The organism is Xanthomonas boreopolis, from assembly GCF_046529185.1.
Classification (GTDB): Bacteria; Pseudomonadota; Gammaproteobacteria; order Xanthomonadales; family Xanthomonadaceae; genus Pseudomonas_S; species Pseudomonas_S boreopolis.
This window is the reverse complement of record NZ_CP097162.1, coordinates 3810715-3828728: the sequence shown is the minus strand read 5'-3', so window position 1 is coordinate 3828728 and position 18014 is coordinate 3810715. Positions and strand designations below refer to the sequence as shown.

General features: G+C 69.4%; 20 protein-coding genes. 13 read left to right on the top strand and 7 right to left on the bottom strand.

Annotated elements, in window-relative coordinates; genetic code table 11:
- Window positions 1-147: 147 nt before the first annotated feature.
- The gene (locus tag M3M27_RS17240; protein ID WP_434026393.1) at window positions 148-765 is read right to left on the bottom strand and encodes a hypothetical protein; all 618 of its coding nucleotides are present in this window, start codon (window positions 763-765) and stop codon (window positions 148-150) included.
- 94 nt (window positions 766-859) lie between these two features.
- On the opposite strand from M3M27_RS17240, the gene M3M27_RS17235 reads away from it, so the two are divergent.
- Complete coding sequence (locus M3M27_RS17235; RefSeq protein ID WP_434026392.1) at window positions 860-1825, top strand: helix-turn-helix transcriptional regulator; 966 nt, start codon at window positions 860-862, stop codon at window positions 1823-1825.
- Window positions 1826-1935: 110 nt separating this feature from the next.
- On the opposite strand, the gene M3M27_RS17230 is transcribed toward M3M27_RS17235, so the two are convergent.
- Window positions 1936-2514, bottom strand: coding sequence for a lipocalin family protein (locus tag M3M27_RS17230; RefSeq protein WP_434026391.1), 579 nt, complete (start codon window positions 2512-2514; stop codon window positions 1936-1938).
- A 132-nt stretch (window positions 2515-2646) separates the two neighbouring features.
- Here M3M27_RS17230 and M3M27_RS17225 point away from each other — a divergent pair, with 132 nt between their 5' ends.
- Together M3M27_RS17225 and M3M27_RS17220 are read left to right on the top strand one after the other, a co-directional pair.
- Window positions 2647-2958 (top strand): hypothetical protein, encoded by a 312-nt coding sequence (locus M3M27_RS17225; protein WP_434026390.1) that lies wholly within the window; start codon window positions 2647-2649, stop codon window positions 2956-2958.
- A 70-nt stretch (window positions 2959-3028) separates the two neighbouring features.
- On the top strand, window positions 3029-5137 hold the full coding sequence (locus tag M3M27_RS17220; RefSeq protein WP_434026389.1) for a prolyl oligopeptidase family serine peptidase: 2109 nt from the start codon (window positions 3029-3031) through the stop codon (window positions 5135-5137).
- Window positions 5138-5190: 53 nt separating this feature from the next.
- Here the strand turns inward: M3M27_RS17220 and M3M27_RS17215 are convergent, their stop codons facing one another.
- The gene (locus tag M3M27_RS17215; RefSeq protein WP_434026388.1) at window positions 5191-6381 is read right to left on the bottom strand and encodes a pyridoxal phosphate-dependent aminotransferase; all 1191 of its coding nucleotides are present in this window, start codon (window positions 6379-6381) and stop codon (window positions 5191-5193) included.
- A gap of 80 nt (window positions 6382-6461) precedes the next feature.
- On the opposite strand from M3M27_RS17215, the gene M3M27_RS17210 reads away from it, so the two are divergent.
- The 8 genes from M3M27_RS17210 to M3M27_RS17175 all read left to right on the top strand — a co-directional run bounded on the left by M3M27_RS17210 (window position 6462) and on the right by M3M27_RS17175 (window position 13255).
- Window positions 6462-6698: a DUF1653 domain-containing protein gene (locus tag M3M27_RS17210; RefSeq protein WP_434026387.1), complete on the top strand. Its 237-nt coding sequence runs from the start codon at window positions 6462-6464 to the stop codon at window positions 6696-6698.
- A 540-nt stretch (window positions 6699-7238) separates the two neighbouring features.
- Window positions 7239-9404, top strand: a complete 2166-nt coding sequence (locus M3M27_RS17205; RefSeq protein WP_434026386.1) for a S9 family peptidase — start codon at window positions 7239-7241, stop codon at window positions 9402-9404.
- 33 nt (window positions 9405-9437) lie between these two features.
- Window positions 9438-9869: a YbaN family protein gene (locus M3M27_RS17200; RefSeq protein WP_434026385.1), complete on the top strand. Its 432-nt coding sequence runs from the start codon at window positions 9438-9440 to the stop codon at window positions 9867-9869.
- A gap of 69 nt (window positions 9870-9938) precedes the next feature.
- Window positions 9939-10208, top strand: coding sequence for an LPS translocon maturation chaperone LptM (lptM, locus tag M3M27_RS17195; RefSeq protein ID WP_434026384.1), 270 nt, complete (start codon window positions 9939-9941; stop codon window positions 10206-10208).
- Entirely contained in the window at window positions 10205-11059 is an 855-nt protein-coding gene (gene dapF / locus M3M27_RS17190) for a diaminopimelate epimerase (protein WP_434026383.1), read from the top strand. The genes lptM and dapF overlap by 4 nt, the downstream gene beginning before the upstream one ends.
- Window positions 11056-11730, top strand: coding sequence for a DUF484 family protein (locus M3M27_RS17185; protein WP_177497871.1), 675 nt, complete (start codon window positions 11056-11058; stop codon window positions 11728-11730). The genes dapF and M3M27_RS17185 overlap by 4 nt, the downstream gene beginning before the upstream one ends.
- Window positions 11731-11834: 104 nt before the next feature.
- A complete protein-coding gene (xerC, locus tag M3M27_RS17180) occupies window positions 11835-12674 on the top strand; it encodes a tyrosine recombinase XerC (protein WP_434028033.1) in 840 nt (279 codons plus the stop codon).
- Between the two features lie 104 nt (window positions 12675-12778).
- Entirely contained in the window at window positions 12779-13255 is a 477-nt protein-coding gene (locus M3M27_RS17175) for a DUF1203 domain-containing protein (RefSeq protein ID WP_434026382.1), read from the top strand.
- A gap of 3 nt (window positions 13256-13258) precedes the next feature.
- On the opposite strand, the gene M3M27_RS17170 is transcribed toward M3M27_RS17175, so the two are convergent.
- A complete protein-coding gene (locus M3M27_RS17170) occupies window positions 13259-13651 on the bottom strand; it encodes a group III truncated hemoglobin (protein WP_140726739.1) in 393 nt (130 codons plus the stop codon).
- Window positions 13652-13797: 146 nt separating this feature from the next.
- On the opposite strand from M3M27_RS17170, the gene hslV reads away from it, so the two are divergent.
- Window positions 13798-14349, top strand: a complete 552-nt coding sequence (hslV, locus tag M3M27_RS17165; protein WP_434026381.1) for an ATP-dependent protease subunit HslV — start codon at window positions 13798-13800, stop codon at window positions 14347-14349.
- A gap of 90 nt (window positions 14350-14439) precedes the next feature.
- Window positions 14440-15807 (top strand): ATP-dependent protease ATPase subunit HslU, encoded by a 1368-nt coding sequence (gene hslU / locus M3M27_RS17160; protein ID WP_140726745.1) that lies wholly within the window; start codon window positions 14440-14442, stop codon window positions 15805-15807.
- 741 nt (window positions 15808-16548) lie between these two features.
- Here hslU and atpC read toward each other — a convergent pair.
- The 3 genes from atpC to M3M27_RS17145 form a co-directional block, all read right to left on the bottom strand.
- Window positions 16549-16968, bottom strand: a complete 420-nt coding sequence (gene atpC / locus M3M27_RS17155; RefSeq protein WP_140726748.1) for an ATP synthase F1 subunit epsilon — start codon at window positions 16966-16968, stop codon at window positions 16549-16551.
- Window positions 16969-17064: 96 nt separating this feature from the next.
- A complete protein-coding gene (locus M3M27_RS17150) occupies window positions 17065-17520 on the bottom strand; it encodes a nucleoside deaminase (protein ID WP_140726751.1) in 456 nt (151 codons plus the stop codon).
- Window positions 17517-18011: a GNAT family N-acetyltransferase gene (locus M3M27_RS17145; RefSeq protein WP_140726753.1), complete on the bottom strand. Its 495-nt coding sequence runs from the start codon at window positions 18009-18011 to the stop codon at window positions 17517-17519. Before M3M27_RS17145 ends, M3M27_RS17150 begins: the two co-directional genes overlap by 4 nt.
- Window positions 18012-18014: the final 3 nt, after the last annotated feature.

Sequence of the window (18014 nt, the reverse complement as noted above, 5' to 3'; positions counted from 1 at the left end):
TCAGGAACGAGAATGTGGAAGCGTTTGCATCATAACGGAACCTTCATGCCGCTCCCGCGGCACGAACCGCGGGTTTTCACGCGCCGTTCGGCCGGCAAGGCATGATGAATGCGCTGGCGCCGCATGGCTCGCGGAGATCGCGCACGCTCACGGCGCGGCGATCGCGATGCCCGGATCGTCGAAGCGCGAGTAGTCGATCGTGACCGTATAGGCATGTTGCCCGGTCTGTCCGGCCTGCACGATGCGCAGCGGCCGGCCGTCGTTCCCGATCCAGTAGAGCATGCCCGGCTGGCCGGCATCGGCCTGCTCGATCCGGTACTTGCGCGCGGGCTGCCCGCCGATGCGGTCCTCTCCCAGCGCCGTCGCCTTCAGCCCGTCGCGGCGTTCGTCCAGGTTCAACGGGTTGCGCCATTGCGCGAGCGTGCCTTCCGGCAGCGGCAAGGTCTGGCGCTTGCCGCCGGCTTCCAGGTACAGGGTGTTGCCGATGATCGTCTGGGTGCCCTGCGGCAGCTGCAGCCGGTAGCGGTCGGGCGCGACGAAATCCATCTCGCTGCGGACCGGCTGCGGCCCGCCGTCCAGGCGCATGCTGGCGTGGAAGCTGCGCGCGGCGAGGAAGCGGTCCATCGAGGCGAGCACCGCATCGGCCGCGTTCCGCTCGACCGCGGCCGCCGGCAGCGCGGCGGACGGCGCGCCGGCCTGCGGCGCCCGGGAGCAGGCGGCCAGGGCCAGGCACAGGAGCAAGATGGCGGGGCGGGCGATCGGCATGGTCGGCACGACGGGGGGCGGGCGGCCCAGGATAGCCGAAGCGATCGGCCGCTCCGGCCACGCCATTGCCGCACGAGTCGGACATAATCGGCGCATGGACCGCTACGAACGCATCAACGCACTGCACCGCCACCTCAAGGCGGCCCGCTACCCCATCACGGTGGCGCGGTTGCAGGAGGAACTCGGCTGTTCCCGCGCCACCGTCTACCGCGACCTGGCCTTCCTGCGCGATGCGCTGATGGCGCCGGTGGAGGGCGACGGCGAGGCCGGCTTCCGCTATGCCGCCGCCGAGAGCGACCGTTTCGAGCTGCCGGGGCTGTGGCTCAGCTCCGAGGAACTGCACGCGCTGCTGGCTTCCCAGCAGCTGCTCGCGCGTACCGGCGGCGGGGTGCTGTCCTCGATGCTGGCGCCGTTGCAGCAGCGCATCGAATCGTTGCTGGCCGCGCAGGCCGGGGTTTCCAGCTGGCCGGTGGAGCGGGTACGGGTGGTGCCGCACCGCGGCCGCAAGCTCGACGAGGCCAGCTTCCGTACCGTCGCCTCGGCGGTGCTCGAGCGCAAGCAGCTCAGCTTCGATTACCGGGCGCGCTCGACCGACGAGGCGACCAAGCGCACCGTCTCGCCGCAGCGGATCACCCATTACCGCGACAACTGGTACCTGGACGCCTGGGACCACGGGCGCGAGGGCGTGCGCAGCTTCGCCGTGGACCGCATCCACCATGCGCGGCTGCTCGATGCGCCCGCGCGCGACGTGCCCGACAGCGAACTGGACGAGCAACTGGCGGCCAGCTACGGCATCTTCTCCGGCGCGCCCAAGGGCTGGGCGACCATCGTGTTCAGCGCCAAGGCCGCGCGCTGGGTGGCCGACGAGCACTGGCATTCCAAGCAGCAGGGGCGCTTCCTGCCCGACGGCCGCTACGAGCTGAAGGTGCCGTACAGCGTCTCGCGCGAGCTGCTGATGGACGTGCTGCACTACGGCTCGGACGCGGAGATCGTCGAGCCCAGGTCGTTGCGCGAGCAGGCCAAGGCGTTGCTGCAACTGGCGTTGAGCAATTACGAATAGGGAAGGGTGTTGTCGCCCCCCTCGGGGAGGGGCGTGTTGCTCGCGACCCGCGGGTCCGTCAGCGGCCTAATCCCCCGTCCGCGCTCGCCCGCCCCGGCGGGCGAGGGGCTTCAGAGCTTCTTGGGCGCGGCGAAGCCGAGCTTGTCGATCTGGTCCGGGCGCTGCGGCACGCGCTGCAGCTTGTCGGTGTAGATGCCGTATTCGTCGCGCAGCTTGGCGACCAGCTGCCGGTACTGCTCGGTGCCCATGTCCGGCGAGCGGGCGAAGACCCAGGCCAGGTCGCGGCCCGGCCAGGACAGCAGCATCCACGAGTAGTCAGGCGCCACTTCCAGGATGCGCTGGCGGGTCGGGACGATCCGGTAGAACCACACCCGCCAGTCGCGGTTGCCGCTGTCCTCGGCGACCGAGGCGCGCGCGCGGGTTTCCTTTTCCGGCTCGCCGAATCCCTCGCGGTAGACATAGCGGATCCCGACCTTGCCGTCCTCGCGCAGGGTGTACTCGTCGCGGCTGGCGACGTGCCCGCGCTCGAGCGGATTGGGGGTGCGGGCGATCACGTACCAGGTGCCCATCAGCTTCTGCAGGTCCAGCGGCGCCTGTTCGGAGGAAGACGGGGTTTCCTGCGCCTGCGCCTGGGGCAGAGCGATGACGGCGAACAACAGTGCTAGGGCAATCCGGGCGGTCAGGCGCATCGCGAAGGTCGGTTGGAACGGTAGGCCCGCACCTTATACGGTGCAGGAGTGAAGTTCATGGCAATGGTAGGTCGCAATCGGTGAGATGGCGATGGGGGAAGGTGATCCCCACGTTCACCCTGGAGACCTGCGATGCGTTCCACGCCCCGTTCCCCGGCCCGTCGCCCCGATCCGCGCGTACTGCGCCCCGTGCGCCAGCTCGCCCTGGCCGGCCTGGCCCTGGTGATGGTCTGGCCGGCCGCGCGGGGCCACGCCCTATGGTTGGGCTGGCTGCCGTTGTGGCTGGTCGGCATGCCGTGCATGGCCTGGTGGGCCCTGTACGGGTTCCCGCTCCCGCGCTTGGGGCGGACGATCCTGCGCGCGCCGGAGCGCCGCCGGCGCGCGCCCCAGGCCCGGCGCTGGCGGCGCCGGACGGTCCAGACGGTTTCCGCCCGCACGGCCTGACCTTCGGCATAAGGCCGTCTCCGGGGGCTGTGCTAGCGTCCACGGTTTGTAGTCCGCCTTTGGAGCGTCAATGTCGAAACTCGCCTCGGCCTGCCTGGTGGCAGGCCTGATCACCACCGGAGCCGTCGCCGCGGAGGATGCCGTGCAGAACGACCGTTATGCCTGGCTCGAGGACGTCACCGGCGAGAAGCCGCTGGAATGGGTCAAGGCCCAGAACGCCCGGACCGAGGCCCGCCTGGCCAGCACCCCGGCGTTCAAGCAGATGGAATCGAGCATCCGCGAGGTGCTGGACTCGGACGCCAAGATCCCCGGCGTGCAGAAGATCGGCGAGTACTACTACAACTTCTGGAAGGACAAGCAGCACCCGCGCGGGCTGTGGCGCCGCACCACGCTGGCCGAATACCGCAAGGCCGATCCGCAGTGGGAAACGGTGCTGGACCTGGACGCGTTGAACAAGGCCGAGGGCGAGAACTGGGTCTGGCACGGCGCCGACTGCCTGCGCCCGAAGTACCAGCGCTGCCTGATCGCGCTCTCGCGCGGCGGCGCCGATGCCGACGTGACCCGCGAGTTCGACCTGGCCAGCAAGCAGTGGGTCAAGGACGGCTTCTTCCGTCCCGAGGCCAAGGGCGGGCTGGGCTGGATCGACCAGGACACCGTCTACGTCTATACCGACTTCGGCGACGGCTCGATGACCAGCTCCGGCTACCCGCGCATCGTCAAGCGCTGGAAGCGCGGCACGCCGCTGGATTCGGCCGCGGTCGTGTACGAGGGCAAGCCGACCGACATGTACATCGCGGCGATGCACGACGACACGCCGGGCTTCGAGCGCGATTTCGTCAGCCGTACGCTGGCCTTCTACAACGACGAGCTCTACCTGCGCAAAGCGGACGGCACGCTGGCCAAGGTCGATGCGCCGAACTCGGCCAACAAGAGCGTCAAGCGCGAGTGGCTGACGCTGGAACTGCGCGAGCCGTGGACGGTCGGCGGCAAGACCTACAAGGCCGGTTCGCTGCTGGCGGCGAAGTTCGACGACTTCATGGCCGGCAAGCGCGAGTTCGACGTGCTGTTCGAGCCGACCGACACCACCTCGCTGGCGAGCTTCAGCTGGACCCGGCACCACCTGGTGCTGAACGTGCTGGAGGACGTCAAGAGCCGCCTGAGCGTGCTCACGCCCGGCGACGCGCAGGGCGCGTCCAGGGACCGCTGGAAGAAGAGCGCCTTCGCCGGCGCCCCCGAGTTCGGCACCGTGCAGGTCGGTGCGGTGGACAGCGACGAATCCGATGCGGTCTGGCTCACCGTCACCGACTACCTGACGCCGACCACGCTCGCGCTGGCCGAGATCGGCCAGGCGCCGGAGACGCTGAAGACCATGCCGGCGTTCTTCGACGCCAGCAAGGACGCGATCGAGCAGCACTTCGCCACCAGCCTGGACGGCACGCGCGTGCCGTACTTCCTGGTGCGTCCCAAGGACCTGAAGTTCGACGGCACCGCGCCGACGCTGCTGTACGGCTACGGCGGCTTCGAGATCTCGCTGACCCCGAGCTACTCCGGCGGGCTCGGCCGGGCCTGGCTGGAGAAGGGCGGCGTCTACGCGGTCGCCAACATCCGCGGCGGCGGCGAGTACGGCCCGCGCTGGCACCAGGCCGCGCTGAAGCAGAACCGCCACAAGGCCTACGAGGACATGGCCGCGGTCGCCAAGGACCTGGCAGCGCGCAAGATCACCTCGCCCCGGCACCTGGGCGTGCAGGGCGGCAGCAATGGCGGGCTGATGACCGGCAACATGCTGACCCAGTACCCGGAACTGTTCGGCGCGGTCGTCGTGCAGGTGCCGCTGCTCGACATGAAGCGCTACAGCCACCTGCTGGCCGGCGCCTCGTGGATGGCCGAGTACGGCGATCCGGACACGGCCGACTGGGCGTTCATCAAGACGTTCTCGCCGTACCACCTGTTCGATCCCGGCAAGACCTATCCGCCGGTGATCTTCCTGACCTCCACGCGCGACGACCGCGTGCACCCGGGCCATGCCCGCAAGATGGCGGCGAAGATGATCGATGCCGGCAAGGACGTGACCTACTACGAGAACGTCGAGGGCGGCCACGGCGGCGCGGCCGACAACGCGCAGGCCGCGCACATGTCGGCGCTGGCGTACAGCTTCCTGTGGGAGCGGCTGGCGAAGTAAGCGGTCGCCATGCCCGAACGCACGGGGCCGGCGGATCGCCGGCCCCGTGCGTTTCAGCCCGGCCAGCGCGCCAGCCCGCGCCGGATCCGTTCCACCGCTTCCTGCAGCCGCGGCAAGGCCTGGGTATAGGCGATGCGCACGTGCTGGTTCGCGCGATGGTGGCCGAAATCCAGGCCCGGGGTGAACGCCACGTGCTCGGTTTCGAGGAAATGCGCGCAGAACGCCTGGGCATCGTCGGTGAAGCCGCCGACGTCGGCGTAGAGGTAGAACGCGCCCTGGGGTTCGGCCTCGATGCGGAAGCCGAGCGCCCGCAGCGCCGGCAGCAGGTAGTCGCGGCGTTGCCGGAACTCGTGGCGGCGGGCCTCGAATATCGCGATGGTGTCCGGCGCGAAGCAGGCCAGCGCCGCATGCTGGGCGACCGACGGCGCGCTGATGTACAGGTTCTGCGCCAGCTTTTCCAGTTCGGGCACCGCGGCCGGCGGCGCGACCAGCCAGCCCAGCCGCCATCCGGTCATGCCGAAGTACTTGGAGAAACTGTTCAGCACGAAGGCGTCGTCGTCCACTTCCAGCACGCTCGGCGCGTCCATGCCGTAGGTCAGGCCGTGGTAGATCTCGTCGACCACCAGGTGCCCGCCGCGCGCCCGCAGGGCCTGCGACAGTGCCGCCAACTGGTCGCGCGAAAGCACGCTGCCGGTGGGATTGGCCGGCGAGGCGGCCAGCGCGCCGGCGCTGCTGGCGTTCCAGTGCCGGGCGATGAGTTCGGGCGTGAGCTGGTAGTCGCTGTCCGGGCCGACCGGCACCAGCTGCGCGGCGCCTTCGACCAGGCGCAGGAAGTGGCGGTTGCAGGGATAGCCCGGATCGGCCAGCAGCCAGTGCCGGCCGGGGTCGACCAGCAGGCTGGAAGCCAGCAGCAGCGCGCCGGAGCCGCCGGGCGTGACCAGGATGCGTTCGGGATCGATCGACACGCCGTAGCGCGTGGCGTAGAAGCCGGCGATCGCTTCGCGCAGCGCCGGCAGGCCGCGCGCGGCCGTGTAGCGGGTGTGCCCGGCGGCGAGCGCGGCCTGCCCGGCGGCGATGATGGGCGCGGCGGTGGTGAAGTCGGGCTCGCCGATCTCCAGGTGGATGACGTCGTGGCCGGCGGCTTCCAGCGCTTGCGCGCGCGCCAGCAGCGACATCACGTGGAAGGGGGCGATCTCTTGGCTGCGCCGGCTGTAGCCGGGCAGCGGTGCGGTGCGGATGTCCATGTGTGGATGTTAGGCCACTTGGCGCTCCGGCCGCGCGGATGCCGCATACTCGTGCGCCGAAACGATGCCGGTCCGCGTCCATGTCCGATCTCCCTCCGCTCCCGCCGCTGCAGCCTGGCCGTTATCGCCACTACAAGGGCAACGAGTACGACGTGGTGGCGGTTGCGCGGCATAGCGAGACGCTGGAACCGGTCGTGGTCTATCGCGCGCTCTATGGCGAGGGCGGGTTGTGGGTGCGCCCGTATGCGATGTTCTGCGAGGAAGTCTTGGTCGATGGCCGTTCGGTCCGTCGGTTCGCGCCGATCGGGGTGGATTAGGCGATTGATAACGACGCCTGCGGCACGGGTATCGCGTCCCGGGCGAGGCTCCCGTGGAAGGACTTCCACGCCAGTCCCGACGGGCTTTGCCGGTGTTGTTTGAGCGGCTCTAGAAGCAAGGAGCTTTCGGCCTTGCGGGCGAATCAATTTCTTTGCTCGTGCACGCGCGCCGCGGAAGCGGCGCCGCACGGCGGAGCCGAAGAGTGCGGCACATGGATGTGCCGCATAAAGAAAAGTAACCAGAAGAAGCGCTTCGCAGCAGCCGGACGGCTGGTCAAGCACGCCCCGGGTCTTTGCGCTGCGCTCCGGCATGTACGTCGCCCTTCGGGTTTTCCGCTGGCTCCGCCGCTGCGAATGGGGCCCGGAGAAGCGAAAAACCAAGACGAGGGCAGAAGCGGGCAGCGCCGGCCGAAATGCCGGTGGCTTGGGGCTCCGCGGGGGGGCGCGCGCCCGGTACTTGCGGTACTTGCTCCTGGGCCGAGCCTGTGGACAGACTGGGCGGGCAGGGACGCCATTGCGTTCGTCCAGGGAATCCCCAACATGAGAAACGCCCTTCCGCTCTTGATCGCCAGCCTGATGAGCCTTCCCGCCAGTTCCGCCGCTGCCGCCGCCCTTACCCCGCCGGATGCCGAGAAGCGTCCGCACGTCGTCAAGGCGCCGTTCGGCGCGACCCGCCAGGACGACTACTACTGGCTGCGCGACGACACCCGCAAGGACAAGGCGATGCTGGCCTACCTGGAGGCCGAGAACGCCTACACCGACCAGGTGATGGCCCCGCTCAAGCCGCTGGAAGACAAGCTCTACGAGGAGATCGTCGCGCGCATCAAGCAGGACGACGCCAGCGTGCCGTACCGCGAGCGCGGCTGGTGGTACTACACTCGCTTCGAGAAGGGCAAGGATTACCCGGTCCAGGCGCGCCGCAAGGACGGCACCGGCGTGGATGCCCTCTCGATCCAGCAGGCCAATGCCGCCGGCGATTTCGCCAGCGAGCAGGTGCTGCTGGACGTCAACGCGATGGCCGAGGGCAAGGGTTATTTCAGCGTCGGCGATGCCGAGGTGAGCCGCGACAACCGCATCCTGGCCTGGGCGGAGGACGACGTCGGCCGCCGCCAGTACACGGTCCGCTTCAAGAACCTGGAAACCGGCGAGGTCTATCCGGACGAGATCCGCGGCGTGTCGCCCAACCTGGTCTGGGCCGACGACAACAAGACCCTGTTCTACGTCGAGAACGACCCGGAGACGCTGCTGACGGTGCGGGTGAAGAAGCACGTGCTCGGCACGCCGGCCAAGGACGACGCGCTGGTGTACGAGGAACACGACGACAGCTTCTACATGGGCGTCGGCCGCACCCGCGACGACAAGTACATCACCATCGAGCTGGACAGCACGGTCTCCTCGGAGCTGCGCTATGCGCCGGCGTCGGATCCGCGGGCCTTCGTGGTGCTGGCGCCGCGCGAGCGCGACGTCGAGTACGGCGCCGACCATTTCGACGGGCGCTGGGTGATCCGCACCAACGCCGATGGCGCGAAGAACTTCAAGCTGGTCACCGCGCCGAGCGACGGCACCTCGCGCAAGCAGTGGAAGGACTGGGTCGCGCACGACGACGCGGTGTTCATCGAGGGCTACGCGCTGTTCGACGGCTTCACCGCGATCGAGGAGCGTTCGCAGGGGCTGGAGCGGGTGCGCCTGCTCAAGGCCGACGGCAGCCACGAGTACGTCAAGGCCGACGAGCCGGCCTATTCGATGGGGCTGTCGACCAACGCCGAGCCGGACACGCCCTGGCTGCGCTACGGCTACACCTCGCTGACCACGCCGGCCACGACCTATGAACTGAACGTCGCCACCGGCGAGCGCCGCCTGCTCAAGCAGCAGCCGGTGATCGGCTACGACCCGTCGCGGTACGTCACCGAGCGCGTCTGGGTGACCGCGCGCGACGGCGCCAAGGTGCCGGTGTCGCTGGTCTACAGGAAAGGCTTCAAGAAGGACGGTACCGCCGCGCTGTACCAGTATTCCTACGGCAGTTACGGCATCTCGTCCGATCCGGCCTTCAACCTGCCGGCGGTGAGCCTGCTCGACCGCGGCGTGGTCTATGCGATCGCGCACATCCGCGGCGGCCAGGAGATGGGCCGGCAGTGGTACGACGACGGCAAGCTGCTGCACAAGAAGAACACCTTCACCGACTTCATCGACGTCACCGAGGCGCTGGTGAAGCGGGGCTACGCGGCGCCGGGCCGGGTCGCGGCGATGGGCGGCAGCGCCGGCGGCCTGCTGATGGGCGCGGTGGCGAACATGGCGCCGCAGGACTACCGGGTGATGGTCGCGCAGGTGCCGTTCGTGGACGTGGTGACGACCATGCTCGATCCCAGCATCCCGCTCACCACCAACGAATACGACGAGTGGGGCAATCCCGAGCAGAAGCCGTTCTACGACTACATGCTCGGCTATTCGCCCTACGACAACGTGCGCCGCCAGGCCTATCCGGCGCTGTTCGTCGGCACCGGCCTATGGGATTCGCAGGTGCAGTACTGGGAGCCGGCCAAGTGGGTGGCGAAGCTGCGCGACGACAACACCGGCGAGCGGCCGATCGTGTTCCGCACCAACATGGAGGCGGGCCATGGCGGCAAGTCCGGCCGTTTCCGCCGTTATCGCGAGCTGGCCGAGTCGTATGCGTTCGTGCTCGACCAGCTCGAAGTCAAGGAGCCGTGACCCGGGCAAAGGGCGGGTGAGGACGCCAGGGCCATGACCGATCCCGGATCTCCCGCCCCGGATTCCGGCCCTCCGGCGGTGCGGCCGGTGCGCTTCCGCTGGGCGTGGTGGTTGCTGGCGTACGCCAGCCTGGGCACCGGCATCGTCGGCATCTTCGTGCCGGGCCTGCCGACGACGGTGTTCATCCTGGTCGCGGCCTGGGCCGCGACCCGCGGCTCGGAGAAGCTGCGGCACCGGCTGGTCACCCACCCGCGCTTCGGCCCGGCGATCCTCGACTGGGAGAACCATGGCGCGGTCAGCCGGCGCGGCAAGTGGATGGCCTCGCTGGCGATGGCCGCGTGCGCGGCCATCGTGCTGGCGTTCGTGAACAGGCCGTGGGTGTGGGCGGTGTCGATCGGGCCGATGGCGGTGGTCGCGATCTGGTTGTGGCTGCGCCCCGAGCCGCCAAGGCGCGATGGGCCGTAGCCGCCCGCGAAGCGTGCGCCGGCCCCGCGCGGAACGCGGGGTTCATGGCCTTGTGGCTATACTCGACGCATGAGTACGAAGTCTTCCTCCGTCCGTATCGCACTGGCCGGTGCGACCTTCCTCGCGTTGGCCGCCTGCGGCAACAAGGGGCCGTTGGTGATGCCGCAGAAGCCGGTGCCGGTGGAGGCCCAGCCGGCGACGCCGGTGCCCGAGCAGACCCCGCCGGCGCAGGCCGAGCCGACGCAGACCGAGCCGACGCAGACCGAGCCGGCCAGCCCGACGACCCCGGCGCCGACCGACGGCACGCCGGCGCCGGTCGACGGCAAAGACGGGCAATGAGCGGTTCCGCTTCCGCCGGGCGCCTGCGCTTCACCAAGATGCACGGCGCCGGCAACGATTTCGTGGTGCTGGACCTGCGCGACGGCACTCCCGCGCCCGATGCGGCGCTCGCCGCGAAGCTGGCCGACCGCCATTTCGGCGTCGGCTGCGACCAGATCCTGACCATCGAGCCGCCGCGCAGCGGGCAGGCCGTGGCTTCGTACCGGATCTGGAACGCCGATGGTTCCCACTCCCAGCAGTGCGGCAATGGCGCGCGCTGCGTGGCGGCGTGGCTGGTGCGCGACGGCACCGCGCAGGGCGACAGCTTCGTGATCGACAGCCCGGTCACCGCGCATCGCGTGGACCGGCTCGGCGAGCACGACTACGCCGTGGCGATGGGCGTTCCGGAGTTCGAGCCGGCGAAGATCCCGCTGGCCGGCTTCGCCCATCCTCGCGAGGAGTACCTGTTGCCGCTGCAGGGCGAGAGCGTGCGCTTCGGCGCGGTCTCGATGGGCAACCCGCACGCGGTGCTGGAGGTCGGCCTGGTCGATGCCGCGCCGGTCGAGCGGTTGGGCCCGCTGCTGCAGCAGAACGCGGCCTTCCCGGAATCGGTGAACGTCGGCTTCGCCCAGGTGGTCGATCCTGGCCATGTCCGGCTGCGGGTGTACGAGCGCGGTTCGGGCGAGACCCTGGCCTGCGGCAGCGGCGCCTGCGCCGCCGCGGTGACGCTGATGCAGCGCGGCCGCGTCGAACGCGACGTGCGCATCGCCTTGCCCGGCGGCGAACTGCGCGTGCGCTGGCCGGCGCCGGATGCGCAGGTGGTGATGTCCGGGCCGGCGACATTCGTCTTCGACGGAGAGTGGATCGGATGAGCGAGACACAGGACAAGATCGGCGCGCACGAGGTGGCCGTCTGGTTGCGGCGGCATCCCGCCTTCCTCAAGCAGTTCCCGGACCTGGCGCTGACGCTGGTGGTGCCGCGCGACGATGGCCCGACCGCCTCGCTCGCCAGCTACCAGTTGGAAGTGTTGCGCGACAAGAACCGCGAGCTGGCACGGCGGCTGTCCGAGCTGGCCGGCAACGCCCAGGTCAACGAGCGGCTGGCGGTGCGCACGCACCAGCTGACGCTGGCGCTGATGAAGCAGGCCACCGCCGCCGATACCTTGCGCGCGATGGCGGCATCGCTGGCCGAGGATTTCAACGGCGAGCTGGTGCGGATCGTGCTGCTGGAACCGGTCGCGGGGCTGGAGGAGGCGGAGTGGCTGCAGGCGATCGCGCTGGACGATCCGCGGATGGCGCCGTTCCGCGATTGCCTGAAGGACGGCGAGCCGATCTGCGGCCGGCTGCAGGCCGAGAAGCACGCGGTGCTGTACGGCGGGCAGGCCGCGGAGGTGCAGTCCACCGCCTTGCTGCCGCTGCCCGGCGTCGGCCTGATCGCCGTCGGCAGCCGCGACCCGAACCGGTTCTATCCCGGCATGGGCACGCTGTTCCTGCGCATGATGGGCGAAGCGTTGGCGGTGGCGTTGCAGCGGTTCGGGGAATGAGCCGGGAGCCGGGAAAGCAGTCGGTTCCCGGCGAACATGCCGGCGCCCCTCCGGGCCCCGACTCGATCCAGGATTTCCTCTCGCACCTGCAGGTCGAGCGGCGCATGTCGCCGCACACGCTCGACGCCTATCGCCGCGACCTGGCGGCGCTGGCCGAATGGGCCGCCGCGGCGGGCGCCGGCGAGGTGGCCGCGCTCGACGCTTCGCACCTGCGCGAGTTCACCAGCGCCGAGCACCGGCGCGGGCTCTCGCCCAAGAGCCTGCAGCGGCGCCTGTCGGCCTGCCGCAGTTTCTATGCCTGGCTGCTGAAGCAGGGGCGGATCGCCGCCAGTCCCGCGGCCAAGCTGCGCGCGCCCAAGGCGCCGCGCAAGCTGCCGCAGGTGCTCGATGCCGACGAGGCGGTGCGCTTGGTCGAAGTGCCGACCGATGCCCCGCTCGGCCTGCGCGATCGCGCATTGCTGGAACTGTTCTACTCCTCCGGCTTGCGCCTGAGCGAGCTGTGCGCGCTGCGCTGGCGCGACCTGGACCTGGCCGGCGCGACGGTGACGGTGCTCGGCAAGGGCAGCAAGCAGCGCCAGGTACCGGTCGGATCGCACGCACTGCGCGCGCTGCAGGAATGGAAGGCCGACAGCGGCGGCACGGCGGACGGCCACGTGTTCCCCGGGCGCGGCGGCAAGGCGATCACGTCGCGCGCGGTGCAGATCCGGGTCAAGCAGCTGGCGCTGCGCCAGGGCATGTTCAAGCACGTGCACCCGCACATGCTGCGGCACAGTTTCGCCAGCCACATCCTCGAATCCTCCGGCGACCTGCGCGGCGTGCAGGAGCTGCTGGGGCATTCGGACATCGCCACCACCCAGATCTACACCCACCTGGATTTCCAGCACCTGGCCAAGGTCTACGACGCCGCGCACCCGCGCGCGAAGCGGAAGAAGGGCGGCCCCTGAGGGCGCCGCCGGCCATGGCCGGCGACGGAATGCGATGTCCGGGAACGGCGGGCGGCCGGTGGCGCCGGCGGCGAACATGCAGGCCGTTTCCCGTGGAGTTGCCCATGACCGCCTTCCGCCTGTACGCGCTCGATGCCTCGCTGTTCGCTCCCTTGTTCGCGCTCGACGATGCCGCGCTGGGGGCGCGCGGCATCGTGCGTCGCATCGTCGCCTCCGAGCGCGGCACGCCGTGCCGGGTCAGCCTGGAGAACGCCCGCATCGGCGAGGAAGTGCTGCTGCTGCCGTTCGAGCACCACGCGGTGGCGTCGCCGTATCGCGCCAGCGGCCCGATCTTCGTGCGCCGTGGCGCGGCGACGGCGCGGCCGGAGGTGGACGAGGTGCCTCCCTGCGTGTCGACGCGGCTGATGTCGCTGCGGGCCTACGACGCGGCCGGGATGATGGTCGAGGCGGAGGTGCGCGAGGGCCGCGACATGGCGGCGTGGTTGCGGCAGGCGTTCGGCGATCCCGCGGTCGCCTACGTGCACCTGCACAGCGCGCGCCATGGCTGCTATTCCTGCAGGGCCGAGCGCGCCGCGCCCTGAGGCTCAGCCGGCCGGTGCGCGCCGGTTGAGCTGGTAGTGCTGCCAGAAGCGGTTGGCGATCTGCGCCGCGCGCGCATCGGCCTGGGCCTTCATCGCCGGGTTGCCGAGCCCGGCGGTGGTTTCGCCGAAGATCGCCAGCCAGCGCCGGAACAGGTCCGCGCTCAGGCCGGGCAGGGCGAGGTGGCGCGCCATCGGCGCGCCGGAGAAGCGGCGCGTGCCGCGCAGCATCGCCGACCAGAAATCCACCAGGTGGCGCAGGTGCGCGTCCCAGTCGGCGACGTGGCGCTCGAAGATCGGTCCCAGCTCGGGGTCGCGGCGGACCCGGGCGTAGAACGCGTGGACCAGCCGGACCACCTCGTCCTCGCTGCAGCAGGGTTCGGTGACGATCGTATTCATCCACGGAATCGGGCCAGGGGGGACGGATATTGTCCCGCATCGGTCCGGAGGCGGGAGGCAACCGCCGCTGACTGCGCGCTTGTGTCGCAGTGCTTGAACCTTCCGGGCGCGTCCCCACCTGAGGAAGAACGTTTCCGGAGCCCCTCATGGACCCCAGCCAGAATCCCCACGTGTTCCACGCCACCACCATCGTCTGCGTCCGCCGCGGCGACAAGGTGGCCATAGCCGGCGATGGCCAGGTCACGCTCGGCCACACCGTGATGAAGGGCAATGCGCGCAAGGTGCGCCGGCTCGGCCGCGACGGCCAGGTGCTGGCCGGTTTCGCCGGCGCCGCCGCCGACGCCTTCACGCTGTTCGAGCTGTTCGAGGCCAAGCTGGAGAAGCACGGCCAGCTGACCCGTGCCGCGGTCGAGCTGGCCAAGGACTGGCGCACCGAGCGCCGCCTCGGCAAGCTCGAGGCCCTGCTGGCGGTCGCCGACAAGGAGACCTCGCTGGTCATCAGCGGCACCGGCGACGTGATCGAGCCGGAGGACGGCATCATCGCGATCGGCTCCGGCGGCAGCTATGCGCTGTCGGCCGCGCGCGCGCTGCTGGCGCACACCGAACTGGACGCGAGGACCATCGCCACCGAGGCGATCGGCATCGCCGGCGACATCTGCATCTACACCAACCGCAACGTGGTGGTCGAAGAGCTGTGATTCGTGATTGGTGATTCGCAAGAGCGATTCACGGCCAGCCACGACGCATCCCGATCCTTCCGACATCCAACTACGAATCACGAATCACAAATGACCAATCACGGCTCTTCTTCCACCATGACCCCGCGCGAGATCGTGCAGGAACTCGACCGCCACATCGTCGGCCAGCACGACGCCAAGCGCGCGGTCGCCATCGCGCTGCGCAACCGCTGGCGCCGCATGCAGCTGCCGGACGAGCTGCGCAACGAGGTGATGCCGAAGAACATCCTGATGATCGGCCCGACCGGCGTCGGCAAGACCGAAATCGCGCGCCGCCTGGCGACGCTGGCGAACGCGCCGTTCGTCAAGGTCGAGGCGACCCGCTTCACCGAGGTCGGCTACGTCGGCAAGGACGTGGAGCAGATCGTGCGCGACCTGGCCGACACCGCGGTCAAGATGTTCCGCGAGCAGGCCAAGGTGCGCGTGCGCACCCAGGCCGAGGAGCGCGCCGAGGACCGCATCCTCGACGCGCTGCTGCCGCGCCGCAGCGGCGGCATCGGCTTCGACCCGGAGGCCGCGCGCAACGAGCCGTCGGCGCAGGACAACGACACCCGCGTCAAGTTCCGCCGCATGCTGCGCAACGGCGAGCTGGACGAGCGCGAGATCGAGCTGGACGTGTCGGTCAACGTCAGCATGGACATCATGACCCCGCCTGGCATGGAGGAGATGGGCCAGCAGCTGCGCCAGATGTTCTCCAACCTCGGCGGCGGCAAGTCGCAGAAGCGCAAGTTGACGATCAAGGCGGCGCGCCCGCTGCTGATCGAGGAGGAGGCCGGCAAGCTGGTCAACGAGGACGACGTGCGTTCCCAGGCGATCGAGGCCTGCGAGCAGCACGGCATCGTGTTCATCGACGAGATCGACAAGGTCGCCAAGCGCAGCGACACCATCGGCGGCGGCGACGTCAGCCGCGAGGGCGTGCAGCGCGACCTGCTGCCGCTGGTGGAAGGGTCCAACGTGTCGACCAAGTACGGCACGGTGAAGACCGACCACATCCTGTTCATCGCCTCCGGCGCGTTCCACCTGGCCAAGCCGAGCGACCTGATCCCCGAACTGCAGGGCCGCTTCCCGATCCGGGTCGAGCTGGGGGCGCTGACCAAGGCCGACTTCGTGCGCATCCTGACCGAGCCCAAGGCGGCGTTGACCCGCCAGTACCAGGCCCTGCTGAAGACCGAAGGCGTGGACATCACGTTCGCGCCGGACGCGATCGACCGGCTGGCCGAGATCGCGTTCCTGGTCAACGAGCGCCAGGAGAACATCGGTGCGCGGCGCCTGCATACGGTGCTGGAGCGCCTGCTGGATACGCTCAGTTACGAGGCGCCGGACCGGGACGGGCAGTCGATCACGGTGGATCGGGCCTATGTCGATTCGCACCTGGGCGAGCTGGTGCAGGATCCGGACCTGAGTCGTTACATTCTGTGATTCCTGGTTTTGGCGTTTGGGCGTGACGTGGGGCGATGAAGTCGTTGCGACCGCTCTGGCGGAGTGTTGAGGTGTGTGGGGATGCAGGATGTCGAACTTTCCCGCCATCCCTCTACCGTCGTCCCCGCGAAGGCGGGGGTGAAGCGCCACTGTTTGCGAGCCATTGGCTCGCGTGGCGCTGAACGCCATCGGGCTATGCCCGATGGCCGGGGATCGAAGATCCAGGGACGTTACTTTGGGGCTTTCAGGGCTTTGACGAGAAAGCTCAAAGCTTTCGCCTACGGCGAGTTACCTTTCTTTGCTTGTGCAAAGAAGGTAACCCAAAGAAAGCACACCCCGCCTTTGCGCCCGCAGCTTTGCTGCGGGTCCGCGGAGCCGGTGGGATTTTTCGACGCGACATCCTGTCGCGGCGAAAAACGACGCACATCCATGTGCGTCGCCCTTCGGGTTTTTCCCGCCGTCTCCGCCGCTTCGGAGGGGCCCCGGTAGGTCAAGGGCAAAAGCAGGAGCAACGGCAACTGCAAAACCTAGCTTCCGCGAGATTTTTGATCAGGGATTCGCAAGCTCGGATGTCCAACTGGGACATGTCGTCCCGGGGGCTTGCGAACCTCTGTTTCCTGCGGGAGCGGCTTCGGCCGCGAGGGTTTCTGCAGGATGTCTACGCGGATTCAGACGGGCAAGTCCTCTCGCGGCTTGCGCCGTTCCTGCGTCCATCGTGCGTGCCGTTGCCTGCTCGGCGTCCTACCGGCGCGTGGGGTATCGCAGGTTCGCGCTGTAGCGGTGCAGCAGCTCCATGTGCAGTTGCGCGTAGGTCTCGTCGGTGAAGTTCCTGGCCATCAGCGAGGCCGCGCGGTCGCGGGCGGCCTGGGCGCGGGCGGCGTCGAGGTCCTCGTTGCGCTCGGCGAGGTCGGCCACCACCAGGACGCGGTCGGGCTGCACTTCGACGTAGCCGCCCGAGATGTAGATGTCCTCCGGCTCGCCCTGCAGCGGTTGCAGGTGCAGCATGCCCTCGCGCAGCAGGACGAGCATCGGGACGTGCCGGGCCATCACGCCGAAGCGGCCTTCGCGGCCGGGCAGGCTGACTTCGCGCACCTGGCCGCTCCAGAGCGAACCGGTCAGGCTGACGACGTCGAGGCTTATGGTGGCCGGCTGGGACGACATGGCTTTCCCTGGTCGCGTTGCATCGCTGCGCTGTTCCCCGCATGCGCGGTCGCGATCGATGCTAGTGCAGCCGGCGTCAAGGCGGATTGATGGAGATCAATCCTCGCCGATGTCCTCGTTCCATACCTCGGGATTGGCGGCGATGTAGCCGCCGAGCAGGTCGATGCATTCCTGGCTGTGCAGGTCGATCACCTCGACGCCGCTCTCGCGCAGCCAGTCGATGCCGCCCCGGAACGTCACCGACTCGCCGACCACCACGGTGCCGATGCCGAACTGGCGCACCAGTCCGCTGCAGTACCAGCACGGCGCCAGCGTGGTGACCATGATGGTGTCCTTGTAGCGGCGCTGGCGGCCGGCCTTGCGGAAGGCGTCGGTCTCGCCGTGCACCGACGGATCGCCTTCCTGCACGCGGCGGTTGTGGCCGCAGCCGAGCAGGCGGCCGTCGTTGTGGTAGAGCGCCGCGCCGATCGGGATGCCGCCCTCGGCCAGGCCCTGGCGGGCCTCGGCGATGGCGGTGTCGAGCAGGGCGCGGTAGTCGGGGGTGGCGATCATCGTGGGTCCTCGAGGGCGACGCCGGGGTCGCGCCGCATGGTGACGTGGGGAATGCCGTCCTCGTCGTAGATCGGCGAGGCCGGGACGAAGCCGTGCGCGGCGTAGTAGCCGCTCAGGTGGGCCTGGGCGCCCAGCCGGATCTCGCTGCCGGGCCAGCGCGCCAGCAACGCGCGCACGCCCTCGCGCATCAGCGCATGGCCCACGCCGGTGCCGCGCCAGGCGGGGGCGACCACCACCCGGCCGATGCTGGGGTGGCGGTGGCCGACCCCGGCGGGCAGGATGCGCAGGTACGCGGCCAGCGCGTCGCCGTGGTGGCCGAGCAGGTGCAGCGCGTCGGGATGGGTGTCCTTGCCGTCCGGATCCAGATAGGCGCAGGCCTGTTCGACGACGAAGATCTCCGAGCGCAGTTTCAGCAGGGCATAGAGCTGGCGCGCGTCGAGCGCATCGAACGCGAGCGTCTGCCAGTGCAGGGTGGGAGCGGTGGCGGGCATGCG